The organism is Cupriavidus sp. JZ107 (assembly GCF_053903255.1).
In genome coordinates this window covers 3,087,942-3,111,285 of record NZ_CP096481.1, presented here as the reverse complement: position 1 = coordinate 3,111,285, position 23,344 = coordinate 3,087,942, and the positions used below count along the sequence as shown (strand labels likewise).

Sequence of the window (23,344 nt, the reverse complement as noted above, 5' to 3'; positions counted from 1 at the left end):
CGCTGGCTACAATGTTCGGCCTGAAGCGCAGCGTGGTCAGCCATACCGCTTTCCTGTCTTTCCGGTCTTTTCCGCATGCCACCGATCGCGCTCGCCTCGCTCTCTCCCTCTCCAAGGACTCCCAAATGAAGCTCGTCATCGGCAACAAGAACTATTCCTCCTGGTCGTTGCGTCCCTGGCTGGTGATGGCGCACGCCGGCATTCCATTCGAGGAAGTGCCAGTGCGCCTGTTCACGCCGAGCTTCGCCGAGGAGATCGGCCGTTATGCGCCGGCCAACAAGGTGCCGGCGCTGATCGACGGCGATATCGTGGTCTGGGACTCGCTGGCGGTCGTCGAATACCTGGCCGAGCGATTCCCCGACAAGCAGCTGTGGCCGCAGGACTCGGCCGCGCGGGCCTTCGCGCGCTCGATCTGCGCCGAGATGCACGCCGGCTTCGGCAATCTGCGCAGCCAGCTGCCGATGAACCTGAGCGCGATGCTGCCCGGCATGGGCTGGAACGTCGCGGTGCAGCGCGATATCGACCGCATCGTGCAGCTGTGGCAGCAGGCGCGCGAGCGCTTCGGCAACGGCGGCCCGTTCCTGTTCGGCGCGTTCTCGATCGCCGATGCCTACTTTGCGCCGGTGGTCTGTCGCTTCGCGACCTATGGCATCCACCTGCCCGAGCACGCCAAGGCCTATGCCGATCTGGTGCTGGAACTGCCGGCGCTGCAGCGCTGGATCGCGGCGGCCCGCGAGGAGCGCGATTTCCTCGCGCCGGACGAGCCGTATCGCGCCGCGCCGGACCGCGACGACGCGATCGTGATCCAGCACTGAAGCGTCGGACCGAGGAAGCAGCTCCATGCAGATCTATGCCGTCGGCGGCGCCATCCGCGACCAGTTGCTGGGCACCCCCAGCCAGGACCGCGACTACGTGGTCGTCGGCGCGACCCCGGCGGAGATGGAAGCGGCCGGCTTCAAGCCAGTCGGCAAGGACTTCCCGGTCTTCCTGCATCCGCGCACCCGCGAGGAATACGCGCTCGCGCGCACCGAGCGCAAGACCGCCGCCGGCTACAAGGGCTTCGCCTTCTATTGCTCGCCCGATGTCACGCTGGAGGACGACCTGATCCGGCGCGACCTGACCATCAACGCGATGGCGCAGGCGGTCGACGAGCAGGGCGACCTGGCCGGGCCGGTGATCGATCCGCACGGCGGCCAGCGTGATCTGGCCGCCAAGGTATTCCGCCACGTGTCGCCGGCCTTCGCCGAGGACCCGGTGCGCATCCTGCGCCTGGCGCGCTTCGCCGCCCGCTTGCCCGAATTCACCGTCGCGCCGGAGACGCTGGCGTTGATGCGGTCGATGGTGGACAGCGGCGAGGTCGACGCGCTGGTGGCCGAGCGCGTCTGGCAGGAGCTCGCGCGCGGGCTGATGGAGGCGCGCCCGTCGCGGATGTTCGAGGTGCTGCGCGAGTGCGGTGCGCTGGCGCGGCTGATGCCGGAGCTGGACCGGCTGTGGGGCGTGCCGCAGCGCGCCGAGTATCACCCCGAGGTCGATACCGGTGTCCACGTGATGATGGTGGTCGATACCGCCGCCGCGATGCGGGCACCGCTGACGGTGCGCTTCGCGGCGCTGGTCCATGACCTGGGCAAGGGCACCACGCCCGCCGACGTGCTGCCGCGCCATATCGGCCACGAACAGCGCAGCGTCGCGCTGCTCGAAGCGGTCTGCAAGCGGCTGCGCGTGCCGACCGATTGCCGCGATCTCGCCGTGCTGGTCGCGCGTGAGCACGGCAATATCCATCGTTCCACCGAATTCGGCGCCGCCGCGGTGACGCGGCTGCTCGAGCGCTGCGACGCGCTGCGCAAGCCGGAGCGCTTCGCCGAGGCGCTGCAGGCCTGCGAGGCGGACGCGCGCGGCCGGCTCGGCTTCGAGCAGCGTGACTATCCGCAGCCGGCCCGGCTGCTGGCCGCACGCGAGGCCGCCGCCAGCGTGGATGCGGGCGCCATCGCGCGGGAGTGCGCGGGACAAGTCGAACTGATCCGCGAGCGCGTGCACCAGGCGCGGGTCGCCGCGGTGGCGCGCGCACTGGGGCAGCCGGGCGAGTAGCGCGGCGGGCGACGAGACAAGTCACCGCGGCAAGTCACCGCTGCAAGCCACCGACACAAATCGATAGCAACGGTCAGGAGCGGACAACAGAATGGCGCCTCGCTCGAATGCGGGGCGCCTGCCGGCCTGTCCCTGCATTCGAGCGGCTAGTCGCCGACGCCTGCACCGACGCGCATCGTCTCTTCCTCGCCATGGTGCCGATCCGGCACGGCAGCCCAGCGTCGGCGTTGTCCTGTCCAAAGGTCCAACGCCATGCCCAATCCCATCGCTCCGTATCTCCCCGCCTGTCCGATGCCGCCGGCATCGAACGATTCCACCGCCGCGATCCCGTACGTCCCAATCGAAGCCGAAAACAAGGCCGACACCAACCTCGACACCAACCTCGACACCAACCTCGACACCAACCCCGACACCAACCCCGACACCAACCCCGACACCAACCCCGATACCGATATCGAACCCGACACGGGTTGGCATCGGCTGCCCGCCGAGCTGGTCGTCCATATCGGAGGTTTCCTGCCATGGCAGGCGCTCGACGCGCTGGGTCGAACCCATCACCGGTCGCGCCAGGCGCTCGCCGCTTGCATCGTTCACTCGCGCATCGGCTGGCGCATTGCCTGCGTTTCGAGCCTGTCGCTGCTCGGGCGCACGGTAGGCGAGTTGCGCAGCCCCCAGCTGTCCGGCCTGCAACGCGCTCGGGCGCTTGGCGCGCTCGCGGGCCGCCTGCCGAGCCTGGATGGCGGCATGGTCTGCGCGGCACGACATGTCCTGCTGGACGAGATTGCGCGGCTGCCGCGCCCGCTGCGGGCAGAGCCGCTTGTCGGCGTGATGCATGGGCTCGCGCGCTGCTCGCCATCGCCGGTGCACAAGGGCGGTGCCTGGCCGCTGCTGATAGCGGCGCATGCCGTGGCGCCCGCGCGGCGCGGCGAGGCGCTGATTGCGTGCCTGCGCATTCCGTCGTTGACGCGAAACGCCATGCCCAACGTCACGCATTGGATCGACGAGGCGCTGTCGCTGCCGGCGCCCGACCGTGGCGCCTTGCTGGCACAGGTCGTGCGGCGCTTCTCGTTTGGCAGTCCGATGCGCACGGATGCGCGCTTGCAGCAGTTCATGCGCGCCTGCCAGGCGCTGCGGACGCCCAATGGAGAGCCCGCGGGGGCCGAGCAGGCCGTCGTGCTGATCGCATTGGCCGATGCGCTGGACCATCATCTGGCGCGGAAAGACGGGGAAGACGAGGCCGCGCACGACGTGTGGCGCGACCTGCTGGCCGCGGCGCAGGCCTTGCGGCCCGACTGCGCACTCGACGTGATGGCGGCACTGGCGGGCCCAGGGGCCCTGAGGGGCGCCGCGAGCGGCCCGCTGCGCTGGGCCATGCTGTGGCAGGCGGGCCGGCGTTTCGGCGCGGAATCCTCGCAATACGCGCGCTGGCTGGCGGCGCTGTCCCTGCATCACGGCTGGGTGCAGCCAGAGGGAACATGGCAGTGCCTGTTCGATGCGGCCGCCACGCTGCCGCCACGCGAAACAGGGCCGGTGGTCGCCATGCTGGCGCGCGGCGCCGCGGCCGCGGCCGATCGGGCCGATCGCCATGCCCGCTGGCTCGCGCTGTACCAGATGACCCTCGCGATGCCACTGCCCGAAGCGCGTACCGCGCCGCTGGTGGGACTGGCCGAGGCCTTGCTGACCGAGGATGCCGCGATCCAGGACGAGCGCTGGCGGCTGCTGGTCGACGCGATGCCTGCGCTGCCGACGGCCGCGCAATTCAGGGCGCTGCTCGCCTGCATTGACTTCGGCACCGCCGAGCCGTTCTGGGCGCCGTGCCGCCGCATCATCCTGCGCTTGCCGGCGGCCCAGCGCGGCGCGGCGTTGTCCCAGCTTGCCGACCGCATCGTCCAGCTGCAGGCGGACGCGCATCGTGTACGGGCATGGCGGGATATCGCCCATGCGGTGAACGACTTGCCGGCGGAGTATCGGCAGGCACCGTGGCAGATGCTGCTGCGGCGGATGAATCGGGTGTTCGAGCGCGATCCGGTCGGACACGGACGCGCGCGCGACACGCTCGCCGATCTGCTGGCCGGACAGCCGGCCATCGCGCGGCAGCAATGCCTGCTGAGCGCGACCTGGCGAGCCGATCCCAGGCGCTGCGAATGGATCGTGGCGCAGGCACGCGACCTGCCCCCGGCGCTGCAGGCCGAGGTGCTGGCGAGGGTAGCGCGGGCGGCACGGCTTGCCGGCACGGGCCATCGCGTTGAATGGGGCACCGATCAACGCATCGCGGTGTGGGTCGATCTGGTCGGCGCGGTCAAGGAGTTGCCGACCCACTATCGCGGCGCGCCGCTGCAGCAACTGGCGCAACTGCTTGCCAAGTTGCCGCCGGACATGCGGCGCACGGCCCGCCGGTATTTCGTCGCGCTGCTGCGCGGCGTACCGCCCGCCGACATGCCGGCCGGCTTCGCCGCGGCCGATCCCTTTGCGGAATCCGCGATGGTACGCCGTGTATTGAAGCGGCCGCGGTACCCGCTCGCCATGCAGGCCGTCGCGCCGAAGCGCGCGCGGATCGACGAGACCTGGCCTTGAACTGTTTCACGGAGCCACCATGCCGCTGCAAATCGATACCCGATGCATGACCAACCCGGCGTTCGTGCCGGCCGGGGAAACCGGGGAGGCAGGGGCGGCCGCACAAGCCGGACATCCCCGCGCCACGTGGCACGATCTGACGACCGATCTGCTGTGGCATATCGCCGGCTATCTCGACGATCGGCCGCTTTGCGCGATCGCGCGCACGGAGCGCCGCAGCCGCGCGACGCTGGCGTCGGCGGTGCGCCTGGCCCGGATCGGCTGGCGCATTGCGCGCGCGTCGAGCCTGTCGACGCTGCGCGACGCGTTGCGGGAGATCGATGCGGCCGGACTGCCGGCAACCACGCGTGGCGATCGTCTGGCGGCGCTGGCGCAGCGGCTGCCGCTGCTGCATCTCGACATGGGTCCTGAAGCGTGCGATGTCCTGCTCCAGGCCATCGCCGCGCTGCCGGCCGGCGCACGCCAGGCGGCGCTGTGCGAATGGCTGCGCGGCTTCGGCTGGGTGCATGGCAGAAGCGCGCGGGCGCGCGATCCATGGCTGCAAGCCCGATTGCTGCGCCTGGTGCTCGAACTGCCCGCCCGGCAGCAGGCCGCGGCATGCCAGGCATTCTTTGACAACATGCCTTGGCTGGCCCCCTCGCTGCTTGCCGAGCTGCCCGCGCGCCTGCTGTGGGCACTCGCCTTGCCGGAGGCGGATCGTGGTCCCCTGGTCGTGGCCATGCTGCAGTCCGTTCGCACGGTCGAACACGCGCGGCAGTTCGATCTGCTCGGCGTGTTGCAGTCGGTGTACGCGCAATTGGTGCGGCCGGATGGGCAGCCGGCGGTTCCTGAGCGCACCGCGTTGCTGTGCGCGGCGGCGGGCGAGGTCGGCGCGGTCCGGCAACTGCCGGATGACGAGACCAGGACCGTGGGGTTGCGACGGTGGCTGATCGGCATGGCGCAATCGCTGCCCGGCGATAGCCTGTTGCCGGTGCTGATGCGGGTGGCCGCGTGGCCGACGGTGTCCCTGTCGCTCCATGCCGATGGCGACGGGCCGCAACGGCTGTGGGCCATCGGTGTGCGAGCGTGCGGCGATGCATTCGCATTGGGGCGGTGGCTCGCGGCGATGCACCGTCATCCGGTGCAGGACCTGTCGGAGGTGTGGGCCACGGTATGGGCGGACGCGATGACAATGGCGCCACCTCGGCGTGCCGATGCGATCGCGTCCCTCGCGGCGTCACTGACGGTGATGCCAGGCTATCCGCAGCGGGTCAACTCGTGGCTGACGCTGTTTCAGCATACCGTCGAGGCATTGCCGCTGGCGTATCGTGCCGCTCCGTTGCAGGCGCTGGTGACAGCCTTGCCCGAACTGGGCCTGATGATCTGGGACCCGCGGGGCGATATGGTGGTCGATGCCGCGGCTTGCCTTCCTCCGGCGCAGCAGGTGGCGGTGCTGCACGAATGCTGTGCCGATTCCGGCGCGCTGCTCGAGCGCCATTGGGACCGTTATCTCGAACAGATCAGGCAGCTGCCTGCCGCGGCGCTGGCGGTCGAACTGGAGCGGATGGCCTGGCAGCTACGCAGAATGCGTCCCGCCCTGGCGGCATCGGCATGGCCCGAGCTCGTCGCGCTGCTGCACCGCGTACCGGCCGAACAGCGCTTGCGGCCATGGCTGGCGCTTTGGCGGGTGGTCGGCGTTACGTTCGGCCAGGCGAACCGGGCGGCGGCATGCGAGGGTTTGCTGCAGGCACTGACGCGGCAGCCGCCGGCCGCGCAGGAGCAATGGCTGGTGGCCGCCGCGGCGATCGACCATCCGGACGCGGCGTTGCTGCTGCTCGAGCGGGTGGCCGGCCTGCCGGCGGCGCGCCGCGCCAGCGTGCTGACGGTACTGGCGCGCGGCTCCGTGATGATCCGCTCCCGGGCGGAATGCATGGCGATATGGCATGCGCTGCTCGACGCGGTGGGTGGCCTGCCGCCGGCCTACCGCGGCTCGCCGCTGCACGCGCTGGCCGATCTGCGGCGCCGGCTGGCGTGGGGATATGGCGAGCCCTCGTTGGAGCCTCTGCTCGCGTTGTGCGACGGCGTGCCGGCAATGGACCTGCCCGCGGATCTTGTCTCACCGGATCTCCCGCCGGACTTCTCGCCTGACCTCCCGCTATAGCAGCCGGCCAACCACCAGCGCGATCAGCGACAGCAATACCGTCGACGCGAACGGCAGCACCCACTCGCGGCCGAACAGGCGGAAGCGCACGTCGCCCGGCAGGCGGCCCAGCCCGATCTTTTGCAGCCACGGCAGCGCGGACGACAGGATGATCACGGAAAGGAAGATGGTCAGTGTCCAGCGCAGCATGGGGGCCTTCCGTGGCTACAGGGTGTGGCTGCGGTCGCCCGCGGCAAAGCCGATCGGCACGCTGTCGCCCAGACCGCGCGTCAGCGCGATGGCCTTGAACAGCTCGCCCATTTCGGCTTCGGACAGCAGCTTCTGCACCGCGTTGGCGGCCGGCAGGAAGCTGCGCGCATCGTTTGGGTCCAGCGACATCAGCAGTTCCGTGATGCCGGCGTTCATCAGCAGGCGCGCCTGCGAGGCAAAGCCCGCGACCTCGAGCCCGGCGTCGACCGCGGCCTGCGCGATGCCGCTGAAGTTGACGTGGGCAGTGATGTCCTGCAGCCCCGGATAGAGAAACGGATCGGGATGGGCGTGATGGCGGTAGTGGCACATCAGCGTGCCGCCGGTGCGCTGCGGATGGTAGTACTCGCTGGCCGGGAAGCCGTAGTCGATCAGCAGCGCCGCGCCGCGCGTCAGCATCGCGCCGAGCGAGCGGACGAAGCCCTCGCCCTCGGCATGGGTCTCGGTGACGACGTCGTGGTCGCCGGGAATCGCCGCGACGGCGGCGGGCACGTCGGCCGCGCCCAGTGGCCGGTCGGCGAAGCGGAAGCGCGCCTCGTTGCCATGCTCGCCGCCATCGTTGCGCGCGACCCCGCGCTCATGCCAGACACCGCCCACCCGCGCGTAGAGCCGCACCGGCATCGCATCGAGGACCTCGTTGCCGATCGCCACGCCCTCGAAGCGCGCCGGCAGCGCGTCGAGCCACTGCACGCGGGCGGCCAGATGCGGGGCGCGCGCGGCCAGCGTGGCCTGCTGGCGGGCGCGCAGTTCGCCGGACAGCTCGACGATCCAGTAGCGCGAGGGCAGTTGGCCTTCGTCTTCGAGCGCCAGCAGCAGATCCGCCGCCAGCCGGCCGGTGCCGGCGCCGAATTCCATCACCTCGCCCAGGCCGAGTTGGAGCCATTGGGCCAGCTGGCGCGCCAGCGTGCGGGCGAAGAACGGGGTTAGCTCGGGGGCGGTGATGAAGTCGCTGCCGTCGCGCACGTCGCGGCCGAACTTCGCCGCACCGCCGCTGTAGTACCCGAGCCCGGGCGTGTAGAGCGCCATCGCCATATAGCGGTCGAAGCCGAGCCAGCCTTGCGCGGCGTCGATCGCCTCGCCGATGCGCGTGGCCAATGCCGTGGAGGCATCGAGCGCGTCCGCGGAGGGAAGGGGTAAACTACCGGTTTTCTGCATCCCGCGATTGTAGCAATGCCAGATTTCACTTCTTCCGGCGCCGCGCCCGCTTCGTCCGCGGCTTCGTCGACGCAGGCGGCCGCGCCCGGCAATGGCCGCGGCATTGCGCTGGTGACCGGCGGCGCCCGCCGCATCGGCCGCGCCATTGCGCTGGAGCTGGCGGCGCGAGGCTGGGATATCGCCGTGCACTGCCATCGCTCGCGCGACGAGGCCGAAGAGGTCGCCGGCCAGATCCGCGCGCTGGGCCGCCGCGCCGCGGTGCTGCAGGCGGACCTCGCCGACGAGGCCGCGACTGGCGGGCTGATCGCCGCCTGCACCGCCGCCATCGGCACGCCGACCTGCCTGGTCAACAACGCCTCGCTGTTCCAGTACGACGTCGCCACCAGCTTCTCCTACGGCTCGCTCGACACGCATATGCGTACCAATGTCGCGGCGCCGCTGCTGCTGTCGCGCGAGTTGCACCGGGCGCTGCCGGACGATGCGCGCGGCGTCGTGATCAATCTGCTGGACCAGAAGCTCGACAACCTGAACCCGGACTTCCTGTCGTACACGCTGTCAAAGGCCGCGCTGCAGACCGCAACGATGCAGCTGGCCCAGGCGCTGGCGCCGCGGCTGCGTGTGGTCGGCGTGGCGCCGGGCATCACGCTGGTGTCCGGCGACCAGTCCGGCGGCGGCTTCAAGCGCGCGCACCGGATGACGCCGCTGGGCCAGTCGTCGACGCCCGACGATATCGCCCAGGCCGTCGCCTACCTCGCCGAGGCGCGCGCGGTGACCGGCACCACGCTGTATGTGGACGGCGGCCAGCACCTGATGCCGCTGGCGCGCGACGTGATGTTCCTGACCGAATGACTTCCCCGGAGCCGGCGCCGCCTGTACCATCGGCGGCCTTTGCCGGTTCCCGGCCTCTCTTCCCTCTGCCCTTTCTCTCCCACGCCGCCATGTCCGCCGCTCTTTCCCATCCCAGCCTGCAAGACTGCCGCCGCATGTTCCTGCGCAACTACGAAGTGCAGATCAACATCGGCGTGCACGAGTTCGAGAAAAAGGGCGAACAGCGCGTGCTGATCAATATCGACCTGTACGTGCCGCTGGCGGAAAGCACGCCGCACGACGACAAGCTGCACGAGGTCGTCGACTACGACTTCATGCGCAATACCGTTGCCGAACGCATGGCGCTGGGCCATGTCCATCTGCAGGAAACGCTGTGCGACGACGTCGCCCGGGCGATGCTGCGCCACCCCAAGGTGCGCGCGGTGCGCGTATCGACCGAGAAGCCGGACGTGTACCCGGACTGCGATTCGGTCGGCGTCGAGGTGTTTCATATCAAGAGCTAGGCCCGCACTTGCCAGGCCGGTCCCCGTCGTGACGCGGCCGGCACTTGATGCGGCCGCTGGGGCGCTCCGCTAAAATACCCGGTTCGATTGCGCCAGAACGGCGCCCCGCCCGTTGCCTTTCCTCCCGCCATGACCGAAACCACCCATTCCAAGAACTTCTACCGCCTCGAGACCTATCTGCAATCGCAGACGGGCCGCGCGATCGGCGACTTCAAGATGATCGAGGACGGCGATACGGTGCTGGTCTGCCTGTCGGGCGGCAAGGACTCGTACACGATGCTGTCGGTGCTGATGGCGCTGCAGAAGCGGGCGCCGATCGACTTCAAGCTGATCGCGATGAACCTCGATCAGAAGCAGCCGGGCTTCCCAGAGGACGTGTTGCCGCGCTACCTCGATGGCATCGGCGTGCAGTACGTGATCGTCGAGGCCGACACCTATTCGATCGTCAAGGAGAAGGTGCCCGAGGGCAAGACCACCTGCTCGCTTTGTTCGCGGCTGCGCCGGGGCGTGATCTACCGGACCGCGAAGGAACTGGGCGCCAACAAGATCGCGCTGGGCCACCACCGCGACGACATCGTCCAGACCTTTTTCCTGAACATGTTCTTCGGCGGCAAGATGAAGGCGATGCCGCCGAAGCTGGCCACCGACGACGGCCAGCACATCGTGATCCGCCCGCTGGCCTATTGCTCGGAGAAGGACATCGCCGCCTATGCGCGCGCGATGGAATTCCCGATCATCCCGTGCAACCTGTGCGGCTCGCAGGAGAACCTGCAGCGCAAGAAGGTCAAGGAGATGCTGCTCGAGTGGGAACGGCAGAACCCGGGCCGCATCGACAACATCTTCTCGGCGCTGAAAAACGTGGTGCCGTCGCATCTGGCCGATACCGAGCTGTTCGACTTCAACGGCCTGGCGACCGGCCTGGCCAAGGTCGACGAGGCCTCGCTGTTCGGCGACTCGACCTTCTCGCAGCAGCCGCTGGTGTTCGCCGGCGGCAGCGCCGAGAACCGGATGGAATTCGTCCGCTTCGAGAGGCCGGGGGGGCGGGACACGAAGCCCGAAGGCGCGGCGGCGGGGACCGCCACTGCGGCGGCCGCGTCGGCGGCCGAATAAGGCATCGGCGCCCTGGCGCCGGTTCATTCAGCGCTCCTCCGGCTCTTCTCCAGCCCGCCTTCCGCGCTCTTCGGCTTTTCCTTGCCCGCCGTCTCAGTTCGCGGCGCGCGACGGCGCGATGGCCGGTTGCCGCGGCTCCTCGCGCATCAGCGACCGCGTATCCTCGATCCACTTCTGGAAGCGCTCGACCGCGTGGCGCTTCTGCTCCGGCGTGGTCATGTTGGCGATCTGCGCCGCCACCGTCAGTCCGGCCTCGGTATTGGCCTCGTAGCTGACGCGGCGTTCGCGCGTCGGCGGCGCCTGCCACTGGTCGCCGAAGCGCTGCAGCAGCGCGATCACGCGCGCCTTGGGCGGATGTTCGGCCTGAACCTGCCGAACCAGCGCCAGCCAGGCCTGCTGGCGCTTGACCCGTTCGCCGAAGCGCGACTCGGCGTTGTCGACCACCGGGCGAAGCGCGGCACGGATCGCGTCCTGCTGCTCGCGCGAGAAGCGGCCGTAGATCAGCGTGGCCCACTCCATCACCTTGTCGTAGCGCGCCTCGAGCCGGTCTTCGGGGCTGCCGCGCAGGAATTTCTTGCGGTACTTTTCGTTGCCGTCGGCGAACTTGCGTTCCATCCGCTTGATCTGGTCCGGCGTCAGCGTCAACAGCAGATCGGCGACATCCGGAATCGCATGGTCGAAGGCGACGCGCGCCATGCGCTGCGTGTCGTCGCGCACGCGCTGCAGCTGCGCCTCGGTGACCGGCCCCTGGACCTCGCTCCTGGCGCGCTGCAGCAAGGCGGCGATCTCCGGCAACTGCTCGCGTCGGTGCCAGGCGAAGAAACGGGCGATCGCGTCGCGCGTCTGCGGTTCCTGGTCGTCGGAGACGTCGACATAGTTGTCGATCCACCAGTAGGCGAGGTGGTCGCCCTGCTGGTAGCCGAGTTTCATCGCATTGCAGGCGGTCAGCAACACCAGCATCCCCGCCGCGATCAGTTCGCGCCACCGCACATTGTGAATTTGCGCAACAGCCGTCAAGCGGCGGATACCCCCCATGCTAGAATCGCCGGACGCGCCGACGGCAGCTCGCCGTCGCCCGCCAGGCAAGGTGTGGCAACGGTTTGCGGGCGATGGCGGGGTGCCGGCGACGGCCTCCGCATCCGCCCGTCCAGGACGAAACGCAGCCGATAAACGGCCAGGCGTCCGCCAGTTGCGCCAATGCCCGGCTGTCACGTCGGGGCTGGTCGCGCGTCTTTCCGATCCGGATCTCAATTCGGGCGCACTCACTTAGGAACCTCCTCGTGAACATCGTCATTCTCGCCGCCGGCATGGGCAAACGGATGCATTCCGATTTGCCGAAGGTGCTGCATCCGCTGGCCGGCCGGCCGCTGCTTGCTCATGTGATCGATACCGCGCGTACGCTGTCGCCGACGCGGCTGGTGGTGGTCGTGGGCCATGGCGCCGAGCGGGTCCAGGCCGCGGTCGCCGCCCCCGATGTCGCCTTCGCGCTGCAGGCTCAGCAACTGGGCACCGGCCACGCGGTGATGCAGGCGCTGCCGCTGCTCGATCCGGCCCAGCCGACGCTGGTGCTGTACGGCGACGTGCCGCTGACCCGGGCCGATACGCTGGCCCGTTTGGTGGAAGCCGCCGGCAAGGACCGTTTCGGCATCCTGACCGTCGAGATGGACGATCCGACCGGCTACGGCCGCATCGTGCGGGACGCCGCCGGCAGCATCGCCCGCATCGTCGAGCAGAAGGACGCCAGCGAGGCCGAGCGCGCGATCCGCGAAATCAACACCGGCATCGTGGTCTGCCCGACCGCGAAGCTCACCGAGTGGCTGGCCACGCTGCGCAACGATAACGCGCAAGGTGAGTACTACCTCACCGATACCGTCGAGCGCGCCGTCGCCGATGGCGTCGAGGTCGTGTCCGCCCAGCCCGGCGCGCTGTGGGAGACGCTGGGCGTCAACAGCAAGGTGCAACTGGCCGAACTCGAGCGCCTGCATCAGCGCAATCAGGCGATGCGGCTGCTGGAAGCCGGCGTGACCGTGCTCGACCCGGCCCGGATCGATATCCGGGGCGAACTGACATGTGGCCGAGACGTCACGATCGACGTGGGGTGCGTGTTCGAAGGACAAGTTCACCTGGAAGACGGCGTGCAGATCGGTCCTCACTGTGTGATCCGCGATAGCCGCATCGGTTCCGGGGCACGGGTGCTGGCGTTCTGCCATCTGGAGCAGGCGCAGGTCGGCGCCGACGGCCGGATCGGGCCCTATGCCCGTCTGCGCCCAGGCACCGAACTGGGCGAGGACGTCCATATCGGCAACTTCGTCGAGGTCAAGAACAGCCAGATCGCCGCGCACAGCAAGGCCAACCATCTGGCCTACGTCGGCGACGCCACGGTCGGCTCGCGCGTCAACATCGGGGCGGGCACGATCACCTGCAACTACGACGGCGTCAACAAGCACCGCACGGTCATCGAGGACGACGTCTTCATCGGCTCGGACTCGCAGCTGGTCGCGCCGGTCACGGTGCGGCGCGGCGCCACGCTGGGCGCCGGCACCACGCTGACCAAGGAAGCGCCGGCGGACCAGCTGACGCTGTCGCGGGCCAAGCAGATGACCGTCCCCGGCTGGCAGCGGCCGGTCAAGCAGCCCAGGCAGGGCACGAAGTAAGATAGGCGCACCGCGCTGGCCGGCGCGCCAGCGCCGGGGGCGGGCGGCATAAGCGCCCAGCCATCCGGAACATCGAACAAAGCATCAACGCAGGCGGTCACGAGCCGCGGCACCCAGGGAGAGCAACATGTGTGGCATCGTCGGCGCGGTTTCGACGCGCAATATCGTTCCGGTTCTGATCGAAGGCCTGCGCCGCCTGGAATACCGCGGCTATGACTCCTGCGGCGTGGCGGTGGTCCGCGAAGACACGCTCGAACGCGCCCGCACCGTATCGCGGGTGGCGGACCTGGACGAGCAGACGCGCGGCTCCGGCCTGTCCGGCACGATCGGCGTCGCGCACACGCGCTGGGCCACGCACGGCAAGCCCGACACCATCAACGCGCACCCGCACTTCTCGGGCGAGACCATTGCGCTGGTGCACAACGGCATCATCGAGAACTACGAGCCGCTGCGCGACGAACTGCGCGCCGCTGGCTACGGCTTCGATTCGCAGACCGATACCGAAGTGGTCGCGCATCTGGTGCACCAGGCCTACACCTATCCCAGCAGCGCCACGCGCGGCGACCTGTTCGCCTCGGTGCGCGCGATCACCAAGCGCCTGCATGGCGCCTATGCGATTGCCGTGGTCGCCAAGGACCAGCCGGACGTCGTGGTTGGTGCGCGCGCCGGCTCGCCGCTGGTCGCGGCGCTGGGCGAGGGCGAAGCCTTCCTCGCCTCGGACGCGCTGGCCGTCGCCGGCACCGCCAACCGCGTGATCTATCTGGAAGAGGGCGACGTGGTCGAGGTGCGGCGCGACGCGATCACGATCCACGACCTCAACGACGAGCCCGTCGAGCGCGAAGTGCGCGTGGTGGAAGCCCATGCGGCGGCCGTCGATCTGGGCCCGTACCGGCATTTCATGCAGAAGGAAATCTTCGAGCAGCCGCGCGCGCTGGCCGACACGCTCGAAGGCATCGAGAGCATCGAGCCGAGCCAGTTCGGCGAGCGCGCCGCGCAGGTGTTCGCCAATATCGACAGCGTGCTGATCCTGGCCTGCGGCACCAGCTACTACTCGGGCTGCACCGCCAAGTACTGGCTCGAGGCGATCGCCCGCATCCCGACCCAGGTCGAGGTCGCCAGCGAATACCGCTACCGCGAAACGGTGCCGAATCCACGCCAGCTGGTGGTCGTGATCTCGCAATCGGGCGAGACCGCCGACACGCTGGCCGCGCTGCGCCATGCCAAGGGACTGGGCCACGAGCACACGCTGTGCATCTGCAACGTCGCCAGCAGCGCGATGGTCCGCGAAACCGAGCTGCGCTTCATCACCCGCGCGGGCACCGAGATCGGCGTCGCCTCGACCAAGGCCTTCACCACGCAGCTGGCCGCGCTGTACATGCTGACGCTGGCGCTGGCCAAGCTGCGCGGCACGCTGTCGGAGGAAAGCCAGGGCAGGGCGCTGGCGAACCTGCGCCACCTGCCCGCCGCGCTGCACGGCGTGCTGGCGCTGGAGCCGCAGATCATCGCCTGGTCCGAAGACTTCGCCCGCCGCGAAAACGCACTGTTCCTCGGGCGCGGCCTGCACTATCCGATCGCGCTGGAAGGCGCGCTGAAGCTGAAGGAAATCTCGTATATCCACGCCGAGGCCTATCCGGCGGGCGAGCTCAAGCATGGGCCGCTCGCGCTGGTCACGGAAGCGATGCCGGTGGTCACGGTGGCGCCGAACGACGCGCTGCTGGAGAAGCTGAAGTCGAACATCCAGGAAGTGCGCGCCCGCGGCGGCCGGCTCTACGTGTTCGCCGACGCGGACACGCACATCACGTCGACCGACGGCATCCAGGTGATCCGCCTGCCCGAGCACTACGGCGACCTGTCGCCGATCCTGCATGTCGTGCCGCTGCAATTGCTGGCGTATCACACGGCCTGCGCGCGCGGCACCGACGTCGACAAGCCGCGCAATCTGGCGAAGTCGGTGACGGTGGAGTAAGGGGCGAACCGACGAGGGGATCGCTCCCCCCGAAGGGCGCTGCGGCGAGGTATCGGCCGCAGCGCCTTTTTCTTTGGGCAGTCCGCCCTTCAGCCCTGCCGCTTCGGAAACCGCAAGCCGAACCGCGTCTTCCCCCGCTCCGACCGCACCGCGATATCCCCGCCATGCGCCAGCATGATGGCCTTGGTGATCGACAGCCCCAACCCCACGCTGTCCGATTCGGGCCTGGTGCGCGATTTATCCCCGCGAGAGAAGCGGTCGAAGATCGAAGGCAGCAGGGCGGGGTCGATCTCGGTGCCATCGTTTTCCACCGCGACCTCGACGTGTTCGCCGGCGTCGGCCACCGCGACGACGATGCGGCCGCCGGGCGGCGTATAGCGCAGCGCGTTGGAAATCAGGTTGCTCAGCGCCCGCCGCAGCATCAGCCGGTCGCCCTGGATGCGGCCGTCGCCCTGCAGGTCCAGCCGCACCGCCTTGTCCTCGGCCAGCGCCTCGTAGAAGTCGAACAGCGCGCGCACCTCGTCGGCGATGCGGATCGCCTCGGTATTCGGCAGGTCGAGCCCGTGTTCCATCTTGGCCAGATACAGCATGTCCGACACCATGCGGGCGAGGCGCTGCAGTTCCTCGGCGTTCGACGCCAGGATGTCGCGGTAATTGCCGGCATCGCGGGGCTGCGACAGCGCGACCTGGGTCTGCGTCATCAGATTGGTAATCGGCGTGCGCAGCTCGTGCGCCAGGTCCGAGGAGAACTCGGACAGGCGGCGGAAATCGTCCTGCAGCCGAGCCAGCATCGCGTTCAGGTTGGCCGCCAGATCGGCCATCTCGACCGGCACCGCTTCGACCGGCATCCGTTCGGACAGCTTGCTGCCGGTCACGGTCTGCGCGCGCGAGGCCATGGTGCGCAGCGGCGACAGTCCGCGGCGCGCGGCCCACCAGCCCAGCACGCCGCTGGCCAGCGCGGCAAGCGCGATATAGAACACCAGCGACTGGCGGAATGCGTGAATGAAGTGATCGTGGATCTCGGTGTCCATGCCGACCAGCATGCGCAGCGGTTCGCCCGTGCCCGATCCGCGAAGGGTGCGAACCATGCCGCGATACAGCTGGCCGTTCTGCCGCCATTCGAGCGCATCGCCGTCCGCACCGGGCCGCATCGCCGCATCCAGCGCCGCACCGAAATCGAAGCCGGGGCTCGCAAACAGCGGCGCGCTTCGATCGCCCTGCACATGGATCAGCAGGCCGCCGTGGTGCTTCTGCGCGTCGGCCAGCCGCGCGGCGATGCCGTCGGACGGGCCCGTCGTCACGATCCGCTCGACCATCCGCAGATTGTCCCCGAGCAGCGCGTAGTCCTGATCGGCAAAGTGCCGGTCCATCGCCGAGAAGATCAGCCACCCGAGACCCAACAGCACGCAGGCGGAGGTCAGCGAGAACAGCGCGGTCAGCCGGGCCGTCAGCGAGAGGCGCGGCATCAGTCGGCGTCCTCCGGATTTTCGAGCACGTAGCCCATGCCGCGCACGGTCTGGATCAGCTTGATGTCGAAGTCGTCGTCGATCTTGGCGCGCAGGCGGCGGATCGCGACGTCGATCACGTTGCTGTCGCTGTCGAAGTTCATGTCCCAGACCTGCGAGGCGATCAGCGAGCGCGGCAGCACCTCGCCGCGCCGGCGCGCCAGCAGCTCCAGCAGCGAGAATTCCTTGTTGGTCAGCACGATGCGCCGCCCGGCACGGGTGGCGCGGCGGCGGGCCAGGTCGAGCACCAGGTCGGCGATCTGGATGCGGTCCATCGCCACCTGCGTGGCGCCGCGGCGCAACAGCGTGCGGACGCGGGCCAGCAGCTCGGCAAAGGCAAACGGTTTGACCAGATAGTCGTCGGCGCCGAGCTCCAGCCCCTTGACGCGATCGGCGACGCTGTCGCGTGCCGTCAGGAACAGCACCGGCACGCGGTTGCCGGCGGCGCGCAGCGTCTGCACGATGCGCCAGCCGTCGACGTCGGGCAGCATCACGTCGAGCACGATCAGATCGTACGGTTCGGTCATGGCCAGATGCTGGCCGTCCAGGCCGTTGGCGGCCAGGTCCACCACGAACCCCGCCTCGGTCAGGCCCTGCCGCAGGTATTCCCCGGTCTTGGCCTCGTCTTCGACTACCAGCAATTTCATCGGCGCTTTCCTGCTTTCCCGCTTCCCGCTTTCCCGCTTCCCGGTCGCTTCCGCTTTTGCTCCGGCCCGCCATCGGCGTCCGGCGCGACTGTCGCGATAGTGTAGGGCCACGCTCCCAACATGACGCCAACCTTACCGGAATGTAATGTCGGGGTAATTGGGCGGTTACTGCCGTGTCCTTATGCTGGCGACGCGATAGATCACGATAGACAACGATAGAAAACGAGGACCGCTTCCATGCCACGCATTGCCCCGACCACCCTGGCCCTGCCGCCCCATCTGTCCCGCCGGCGTTTCGTGCAGGGACTGGTGGCGGGGGGCGTGCTCGGTGCACTGTCCGGCGTGTCCGGCGCAGGCTGGGCCCAGCAAGCGGACCGTCCGCGGCGCGCGGGCAGCGGCAGCGCGCCGGTGCTCTCCGGCACCGAGTTCGACCTGGTCATCGAGGAGGCGGTGGTCAACTTCACCGGCAAGCCGGCCATCGCCCACACGATCAACGGCATGCTGCCGGGGCCGACGCTGCGCTGGCGCAAGGGTGATACGGTGACGATTCGCGTGACCAACCGGCTGCGCGAGCCGACCTCGATCCACTGGCACGGCATCATCCTGCCGTTCGAGATGGACGGCGTGCCCGGCATCAGCTTTCCCGGCATCGCCCCGGGCGAGAGCTTCACCTACCGCTTCAAGGTCGTGCAGAGCGGCAGCTACTGGTACCACTCGCACTCCGGCTTCCAGGAGATGACCGGCGTCTACGGCGGCCTGATCATCGACGGCGACGACGACCCGATCCGGGCGGACCGCGACCATACCGTGCTGCTGTCCGACTGGACCGACGAGGACGGCATGCGCGTGCTGTCCAAGCTGAAGACGCAGAGCGACTACTACAACTACAACCAGCCCACCGTCGTCGACTTCTTCCGCGATATCGCCAACGACGGCGTCAAGGCCGCTGTCGACAAGCGCCGCATGTGGAACCAGATGCGGATGAGCCCGACCGATCTGGCCGACCTGTCCTCGCATACGCTGACCTATCTGACCAACGGCGTGACGCCGGCGGGCAACTGGACCGGCCTGTTCAAGCCGCGCGACAAGGTGCGGTTGCGCTTCATCAATGGCAGCGGCAATACCTTCTACGACGTGCGCATTCCCGGGCTGAAGCTCAGGGTCGTGCAGGTCGACGGCCAGAGCATTGAGCCGGTGACGGTCGACGAATTCCGCTTCGGCCCCGGAGAGACCTGCGATGTCATCGTCGAGCCGCGCGACGAGGTCTACACGATCTTTTCGCAGTCGATGGACCGCACCGGCTATGCGCGCGGCACGCTGGCGACGCGCGAAGGGCTGCAGGCCGCCGTGCCCGCGCTGGACAAGGCCGAATGGCTGACCATGACCGACATGATGGGCGACATGGGGGCAATGGCCCACGGAAGCCATGGCGGCGCTCACGATCACGGCGCCATGCACGGCGCGCACGGGATGCATGGCATGCATGGCACGCAACATGGCGGCATGGTGATGGACCACAGCCAGCATGCGATGGCCGCGATGCCGGCCGACGGTTCGCTGAAGGTTCCCAGCAAGACCGCGCGTCATGCGCGCACCGAATACGGCCCGAGCACCGATATGCGGGTCGACATGGCGCGCACCAATCTGGACGACCCCGGCATCGGCCTGCGCAACAACGGACGCCGCGTGCTGACGCTGGCCGACATGCGCACCGTCGGCGGCCCAATGGACCCGCGCGACGCGGGCCGCGAGGTCGAGCTGCACCTGACCGGCAATATGGAGCGCTACACCTGGTCGTTCGATGGCCTGGAGTTCGGCAAGTCGACACCGGTGTATTTCCACCACGGCGAGCGGCTTCGCGTGATCCTGCACAACGACACGATGATGACCCACCCGATGCATCTGCACGGCATGTGGAGCGAGCTGGAGGCGCCGGACGGCTCGTTCCAGGCGCGGCGGCACACGATTCCGGTGCAGCCGGCCCAGCGCATCAGCTTCCTTGTCACGGCCGATGCGCTCGGACGCTGGGCGTGGCATTGCCATCTGATGATGCATATGGACGCCGGCATGTTCCGCGAAGTGCTGGTGGCCTGACGGGCCCGAGCTTTCATCCGAATTCCAAGACGCACGGAGCCCGAGCCATGCCTTCGAAAACACTTGCAGCCTTCCTGCTGGCGTCCGCCGGCGCCAGCGCCGCATTGGCACAGCAGCCGCACCAGCACGATCACGGTGATCATCACCAGCACCACCACCAGCACCACCACCAGCACCAGCAGCAGCACCAGCAGCAGCATCATCAGCAGCACCAGCACCAGCACCAGCACCAGCACGGGCAGCATCAGCAGCATCAGCAGCATCAGCAGCATCAGCAGCAGCACGGGCGCAACGACCACCACGGGCATCACCATCAACCGGCCGCGGCACAGCCTGCGGCCAGCAAGCCCGCCGAAGCCGCTGCCGCGCCCGCCGACAAGCCGGGCGCGGACCATGGCGCGATGCACGACATGGACCACGGCACTGCGCAGCCGATGGACCACGGCGTCCACGGCAACGGACAAGCCATGCCGCCCGCCAGCGCCCCGCAACCGGCGATGGACCACGGCGACATGAAGATGCAGGGCGGCAGCGCTCCGCCCGACGCGCGCGATCCGCACGCCTACTCCGGCGGCCATCGTCTCGGCGTCGGGCAGTACGCGCTCGGTCCCCATCGCCAACTGCATATGGCCGACGAGCACCTGTTCGGCTCGGTGCTGGTGGACCGCCTCGAATGGGCCCGCGGCAGCGACACCAACGCCGCCGCGTACGAGGCACAGGCGTGGATCGGCAATACCTACGACCGGCTGGTGATCAAGGCCGAGGGCGAGGTCGAACGCGGCAAGGTTCACGAGGCCCGCACCGAACTGCTGTGGGGCCACGCGATCGCGAGCTACTGGGACACCCAGCTCGGTATCCGCAACGACGCCGGCCACGGCCGTCCCGCGCGCAACTGGCTCGCGTTCGGCGTACAGGGGCTGGCGCCCTACTGGTTCGAGGTCGACGCCACCGGCTACCTCGGCACCGAAGGGCGGACGGCGCTGCGGCTGTCCGCCGAGTACGAGTTGCTGATCACGCAGCGCCTGATCCTGCAGCCGCGCATCGAGGCCAATGTCTACGGCAAGAACGACCGCGAGGTCGGCGTCGGCAGCGGCCTGTCCAACGGCGCGGTTGGCGTGCGGCTACGCTATGAGTTCAGCCGCCAGTTCGCGCCGTATATCGGCGTCGAGCGCTACCAGACGTTCGGCAATACGGCGGACATGGTCCGCGCGTCCGGCGGCCGCAGCGGCGAGACGCGCTTTGTCGCCGGCGTGCGCGTGTGGTTCTGAGCCGGGTTTTCGTGATTGCAAGACTTTCTGGAGGGCTGCCATGCGCGCTATCCGCAAGACCATCCAACTGCTGTCGCTCGGTGCGGCCCTGCTGATCGGCCAGACCGCGTTCGCGCATCCGAAGCTGTTGTCCTCGACGCCGGCCGATCACGCGCAGGTGTCGGCGCCGGAGCGGATCGAGCTGCGGTTCTCGGAAGCTCTGGTCAAGCAGTTTTCCGGCGCCAATCTGCTGATGATCGGCATGCCCGGCATGGCCGACCATGGTCCGATGAAGATCGCGGCCACCGTGGCGCCGGGCGACGACCCCAGGACGCTGGTTGTCACGCCCGCAAAGCCGCTGTCGCCGGGCAGCTACCGTCTGGAATGGCGTGCCGTCGCGTCCGACACGCACCCGGTCACCGGCAGGATCTCGTTCCAGGTGAAGTGAGCCGATGCCGCCGGACTGGCCGACCGTCCTGCTGCGGTTTGCGCTGTACCTGGACCTGATGCTGGTGTTCGGGCTGCCGTTTTTTGTCGTGCACGGGCTGCCCGGAGACGAGCGGCAATCGCGCTTCGCCACATCGGTGCGGTACGCGGCAGTCGGTGGCGCGATCGCGGGCCTGCTTCTGTCCGTCGGCAATTTGCTGCTGATGGCCAAGGCGCTGTCGGGCGTCGCGCAATACGCACTGCTGGACCGGGAAACCGTCGGCATGGTGCTGACCGCGACCGACTTCGGCTTGGCCTGGAGCGTGCGGATGGCGACGCTGCTCGCCGTGTTGCTTGCCTTTTCCATCCGTGGCCTGCCACACGCGCTTCGTCTCGGCAGTGCAACCGTCGCGGCGGCCGTGGCGCTCGCCACGCTGGCGTGGTCCGGCCACGGCGCCATGGACGAGGGAGCCCGCCGCTACGTGCATCTGGGCGCCGACATCGCGCATCTGCTTGCGGCCGGTACCTGGGTCGGCGCGCTGCTCGCCTTCGTCTGCATGGCCGCCGGTGTGCGCCGCGCCACCGCGGCCGAGGTGGCGATGCTCGCTCGCGCCGCCAGCGGGTTTGCACGCGTCGGCACGCTGGTCGTCGCCACGCTGGTGCTGACCGGCGCCATCAACTACTGGCTGATCGTCGGCCCGTCGCTGGCCGGCATCGCCTCCACCGGTTACGGTCAGCTGCTGCTGGCGAAGCTCGCGCTGTTCGGCGCGATGCTGGGGTTTGCCGCGCTCAACCGCTTTCGCTTCAGCCCGCGCCTGGCGGCGGCGCTGGCTTCAGGCGAAGCGCGCTCGGCGGCAGCGGCGCTGCGCCGCAGCCTGTGGCTGGAGACCGGCTGCGCCACGGCCATCCTGGCGCTGGTGGCTTGGCTCGGCACGCTGTCGCCGGAGGCGCTGCAAGGGGGGTAGCCGCGGTGGGCCAAGGCTCGTTTGCAGCATTGACAATACCTCGTGCAGATTCTGCGACACCGACTGCCTTAGCGACTGCCTTGCCGAAGCGCATGGCGCCTGCGCTGCGGACGATAGGTCTCCTCACGTCGGTATCACGCCCGATCTGTCCGCTGGCACGCTCGATGCATCCATTCGGGTCCGGACGTCATGTCCGCACATCCGGAGACCATCATGACTCAGCAACAGCAAGGCCAAGGCCAAAAGAGCGGCAGCAAGCAGCAGCAACAACAGCAACAAAGCAAGGGCGGCCAGCAGCAGCAAGGCGGCCAACAGCGCGAGCGCAAGCAGCAGCAACAGAAGTAAGGCAGTGCGGGAGTATGCGGCGGCGAATGCCCGGAGGGATTCGCCGCTGTTTTTTTTTGCGTTACAAGAAGACGGCTGGCCGTGAGCTTTACGCCCCCAGTTGCTCGGCCAGGAATCCCTTCATCGCCGCCCATGAGCGCCTGTCGGCCCTGGGGTCATAAACGATCCCCCGTTCCGGGAAGTTCGCGCCGGCGAAGGTGAAGGCATGGCGGGCGTGCCCATAGGCGTGCAACTGCCAGTCCGCCCCGGCGTCGGTCAGTTCCCTGGCGATGGCCAGCACATCGGCCGGCGGCGCGACGGGGTCCTCCCACCCGTGCAACAGCAGCACGCTTGCGGAAATCGGCCCTTGCCGGTCGATCCGTGGCGGCTGTAGCACGCCATGAATGCTGATCGCGGCGACCAGATTCGGCGGCGCCGCGCGCGCCAGGTCGAGCGCGCACAGGCCGCCGAAGCAGTAGCCGACCGCGGCGATGCGGCCCGGATCGACGCCGGGGAGCGCCATGGTGGCATCGAGCCCCGCCAGCAGCCGTTGCCTCAGCAGGGCACGGTTGGCGAGCATCGGATTCATCAGGCGCGAGTTGTCGCCCATCGGGTCGCCGCGGACCCCCTTGCCGTAGACGTCGGCGGCGAAGCAGACGTAGCCCAATGCGGCCAGCCGGTCCGCGCTGCGCTTGATGGGATCGCTCAGCCCGCTCCACTCGTGGGCCAGCAGCACGCACGGCGCGGATGGCCCGAGGCCGGCGGGCCGGGCCACGTAACCCTCGAAGGTCGTCTCGCCATCGGTGTAGTCGACCAGCGATCGTTCCAGCGCAATTTCATCAACGTCCATCCGTACCTCCTGTCGTGTGCCACCG

General features: G+C 68.8%; 20 protein-coding genes. 14 read left to right on the top strand and 6 right to left on the bottom strand.

Translation table 11 applies throughout. The annotated features are described in order from the left end of the window. Window positions 1-125: 125 nt before the first annotated feature. From M1D55_RS23640 to M1D55_RS23625, 4 genes are all read left to right on the top strand, one after another. Complete coding sequence (locus M1D55_RS23640) at window positions 126-815, top strand: glutathione S-transferase family protein (RefSeq protein WP_064575007.1); 690 nt, start codon at window positions 126-128, stop codon at window positions 813-815. A gap of 25 nt (window positions 816-840) precedes the next feature. Further along, complete coding sequence (locus M1D55_RS23635; RefSeq protein WP_456281973.1) at window positions 841-2,085, top strand: multifunctional CCA addition/repair protein; 1,245 nt, start codon at window positions 841-843, stop codon at window positions 2,083-2,085. Between the two features lie 252 nt (window positions 2,086-2,337). Beyond that, window positions 2,338-4,659: a hypothetical protein gene (locus M1D55_RS23630; protein WP_456281972.1), complete on the top strand. Its 2,322-nt coding sequence runs from the start codon at window positions 2,338-2,340 to the stop codon at window positions 4,657-4,659. Window positions 4,660-4,678: 19 nt separating this feature from the next. Continuing rightward, window positions 4,679-6,799 carry a hypothetical protein gene (locus M1D55_RS23625; protein WP_456281971.1) on the top strand — a complete coding sequence of 707 codons (2,121 nt, stop codon included), beginning with the start codon at window positions 4,679-4,681 and terminating at the stop codon, window positions 6,797-6,799. Here the strand turns inward: M1D55_RS23625 and M1D55_RS23620 are convergent. Both M1D55_RS23620 and M1D55_RS23615 read right to left on the bottom strand, forming a co-directional pair. Beyond that, window positions 6,794-6,988, bottom strand: coding sequence for a DUF2905 domain-containing protein (locus M1D55_RS23620; RefSeq protein WP_006579486.1), 195 nt, complete (start codon window positions 6,986-6,988; stop codon window positions 6,794-6,796). The two genes, M1D55_RS23625 and M1D55_RS23620, sit on opposite strands and share 6 nt — an antisense overlap. Window positions 6,989-7,003: 15 nt before the next feature. Beyond that, window positions 7,004-8,200 carry a class I SAM-dependent methyltransferase gene (locus M1D55_RS23615; RefSeq protein WP_456281970.1) on the bottom strand — a complete coding sequence of 399 codons (1,197 nt, stop codon included), beginning with the start codon at window positions 8,198-8,200 and terminating at the stop codon, window positions 7,004-7,006. Between the two features lie 15 nt (window positions 8,201-8,215). On the opposite strand from M1D55_RS23615, the gene M1D55_RS23610 reads away from it, so the two are divergent. The 3 genes from M1D55_RS23610 (at window position 8,216) to ttcA (ending at window position 10,641) form a co-directional block, all read left to right on the top strand. Next, complete coding sequence (locus tag M1D55_RS23610; protein WP_064575017.1) at window positions 8,216-9,049, top strand: SDR family oxidoreductase; 834 nt, start codon at window positions 8,216-8,218, stop codon at window positions 9,047-9,049. Between the two features lie 89 nt (window positions 9,050-9,138). Continuing rightward, window positions 9,139-9,531 (top strand): dihydroneopterin aldolase, encoded by a 393-nt coding sequence (locus M1D55_RS23605; RefSeq protein WP_006575896.1) that lies wholly within the window; start codon window positions 9,139-9,141, stop codon window positions 9,529-9,531. A gap of 129 nt (window positions 9,532-9,660) precedes the next feature. Then, on the top strand, window positions 9,661-10,641 hold the full coding sequence (gene ttcA, locus M1D55_RS23600; RefSeq protein WP_006575897.1) for a tRNA 2-thiocytidine(32) synthetase TtcA: 981 nt from the start codon (window positions 9,661-9,663) through the stop codon (window positions 10,639-10,641). 93 nt (window positions 10,642-10,734) lie between these two features. Here ttcA and M1D55_RS23595 read toward each other — a convergent pair whose 3' ends face one another. After that, on the bottom strand, window positions 10,735-11,631 hold the full coding sequence (locus M1D55_RS23595; protein WP_456281969.1) for a DUF6279 family lipoprotein: 897 nt from the start codon (window positions 11,629-11,631) through the stop codon (window positions 10,735-10,737). A gap of 290 nt (window positions 11,632-11,921) precedes the next feature. Between M1D55_RS23595 and glmU the strand changes: the two genes are divergently transcribed. Next, window positions 11,922-13,295, top strand: coding sequence for a bifunctional UDP-N-acetylglucosamine diphosphorylase/glucosamine-1-phosphate N-acetyltransferase GlmU (gene glmU, locus M1D55_RS23590; RefSeq protein WP_006575899.1), 1,374 nt, complete (start codon window positions 11,922-11,924; stop codon window positions 13,293-13,295). A gap of 127 nt (window positions 13,296-13,422) precedes the next feature. Further along, window positions 13,423-15,261 carry a glutamine--fructose-6-phosphate transaminase (isomerizing) gene (gene glmS, locus M1D55_RS23585; RefSeq protein ID WP_006575900.1) on the top strand — a complete coding sequence of 613 codons (1,839 nt, stop codon included), beginning with the start codon at window positions 13,423-13,425 and terminating at the stop codon, window positions 15,259-15,261. Window positions 15,262-15,350: 89 nt separating this feature from the next. Here glmS and M1D55_RS23580 read toward each other — a convergent pair whose 3' ends face one another. Further along, a complete protein-coding gene (locus M1D55_RS23580) occupies window positions 15,351-16,727 on the bottom strand; it encodes a heavy metal sensor histidine kinase (RefSeq protein WP_456281968.1) in 1,377 nt (458 codons plus the stop codon). After that, window positions 16,727-17,413: a heavy metal response regulator transcription factor gene (locus M1D55_RS23575; protein ID WP_006575901.1), complete on the bottom strand. Its 687-nt coding sequence runs from the start codon at window positions 17,411-17,413 to the stop codon at window positions 16,727-16,729. The genes M1D55_RS23580 and M1D55_RS23575 overlap by 1 nt, the downstream gene beginning before the upstream one ends. Window positions 17,414-17,650: 237 nt before the next feature. Here M1D55_RS23575 and M1D55_RS23570 point away from each other — a divergent pair, with 237 nt between their 5' ends. The 5 genes from M1D55_RS23570 to M1D55_RS23550 all read left to right on the top strand — a co-directional run bounded on the left by M1D55_RS23570 (window position 17,651) and on the right by M1D55_RS23550 (window position 22,490). Further along, a complete protein-coding gene (locus M1D55_RS23570) occupies window positions 17,651-19,507 on the top strand; it encodes a copper resistance system multicopper oxidase (RefSeq protein WP_456281967.1) in 1,857 nt (618 codons plus the stop codon). Between the two features lie 47 nt (window positions 19,508-19,554). Continuing rightward, window positions 19,555-20,775, top strand: a complete 1,221-nt coding sequence (locus M1D55_RS23565; protein ID WP_456281966.1) for a copper resistance protein B — start codon at window positions 19,555-19,557, stop codon at window positions 20,773-20,775. A gap of 40 nt (window positions 20,776-20,815) precedes the next feature. Then, window positions 20,816-21,202: a copper homeostasis periplasmic binding protein CopC gene (gene copC / locus M1D55_RS23560; RefSeq protein WP_006575904.1), complete on the top strand. Its 387-nt coding sequence runs from the start codon at window positions 20,816-20,818 to the stop codon at window positions 21,200-21,202. A gap of 4 nt (window positions 21,203-21,206) precedes the next feature. Continuing rightward, window positions 21,207-22,145: a copper homeostasis membrane protein CopD gene (gene copD, locus M1D55_RS23555; protein WP_456281965.1), complete on the top strand. Its 939-nt coding sequence runs from the start codon at window positions 21,207-21,209 to the stop codon at window positions 22,143-22,145. A gap of 213 nt (window positions 22,146-22,358) precedes the next feature. Beyond that, a complete protein-coding gene (locus M1D55_RS23550; protein WP_255650794.1) occupies window positions 22,359-22,490 on the top strand; it encodes a hypothetical protein in 132 nt (43 codons plus the stop codon). Between the two features lie 88 nt (window positions 22,491-22,578). On the opposite strand, the gene M1D55_RS23545 is transcribed toward M1D55_RS23550, so the two are convergent. Further along, on the bottom strand, window positions 22,579-23,319 hold the full coding sequence (locus tag M1D55_RS23545) for a dienelactone hydrolase family protein (protein WP_456281964.1): 741 nt from the start codon (window positions 23,317-23,319) through the stop codon (window positions 22,579-22,581). Window positions 23,320-23,344: the final 25 nt, after the last annotated feature.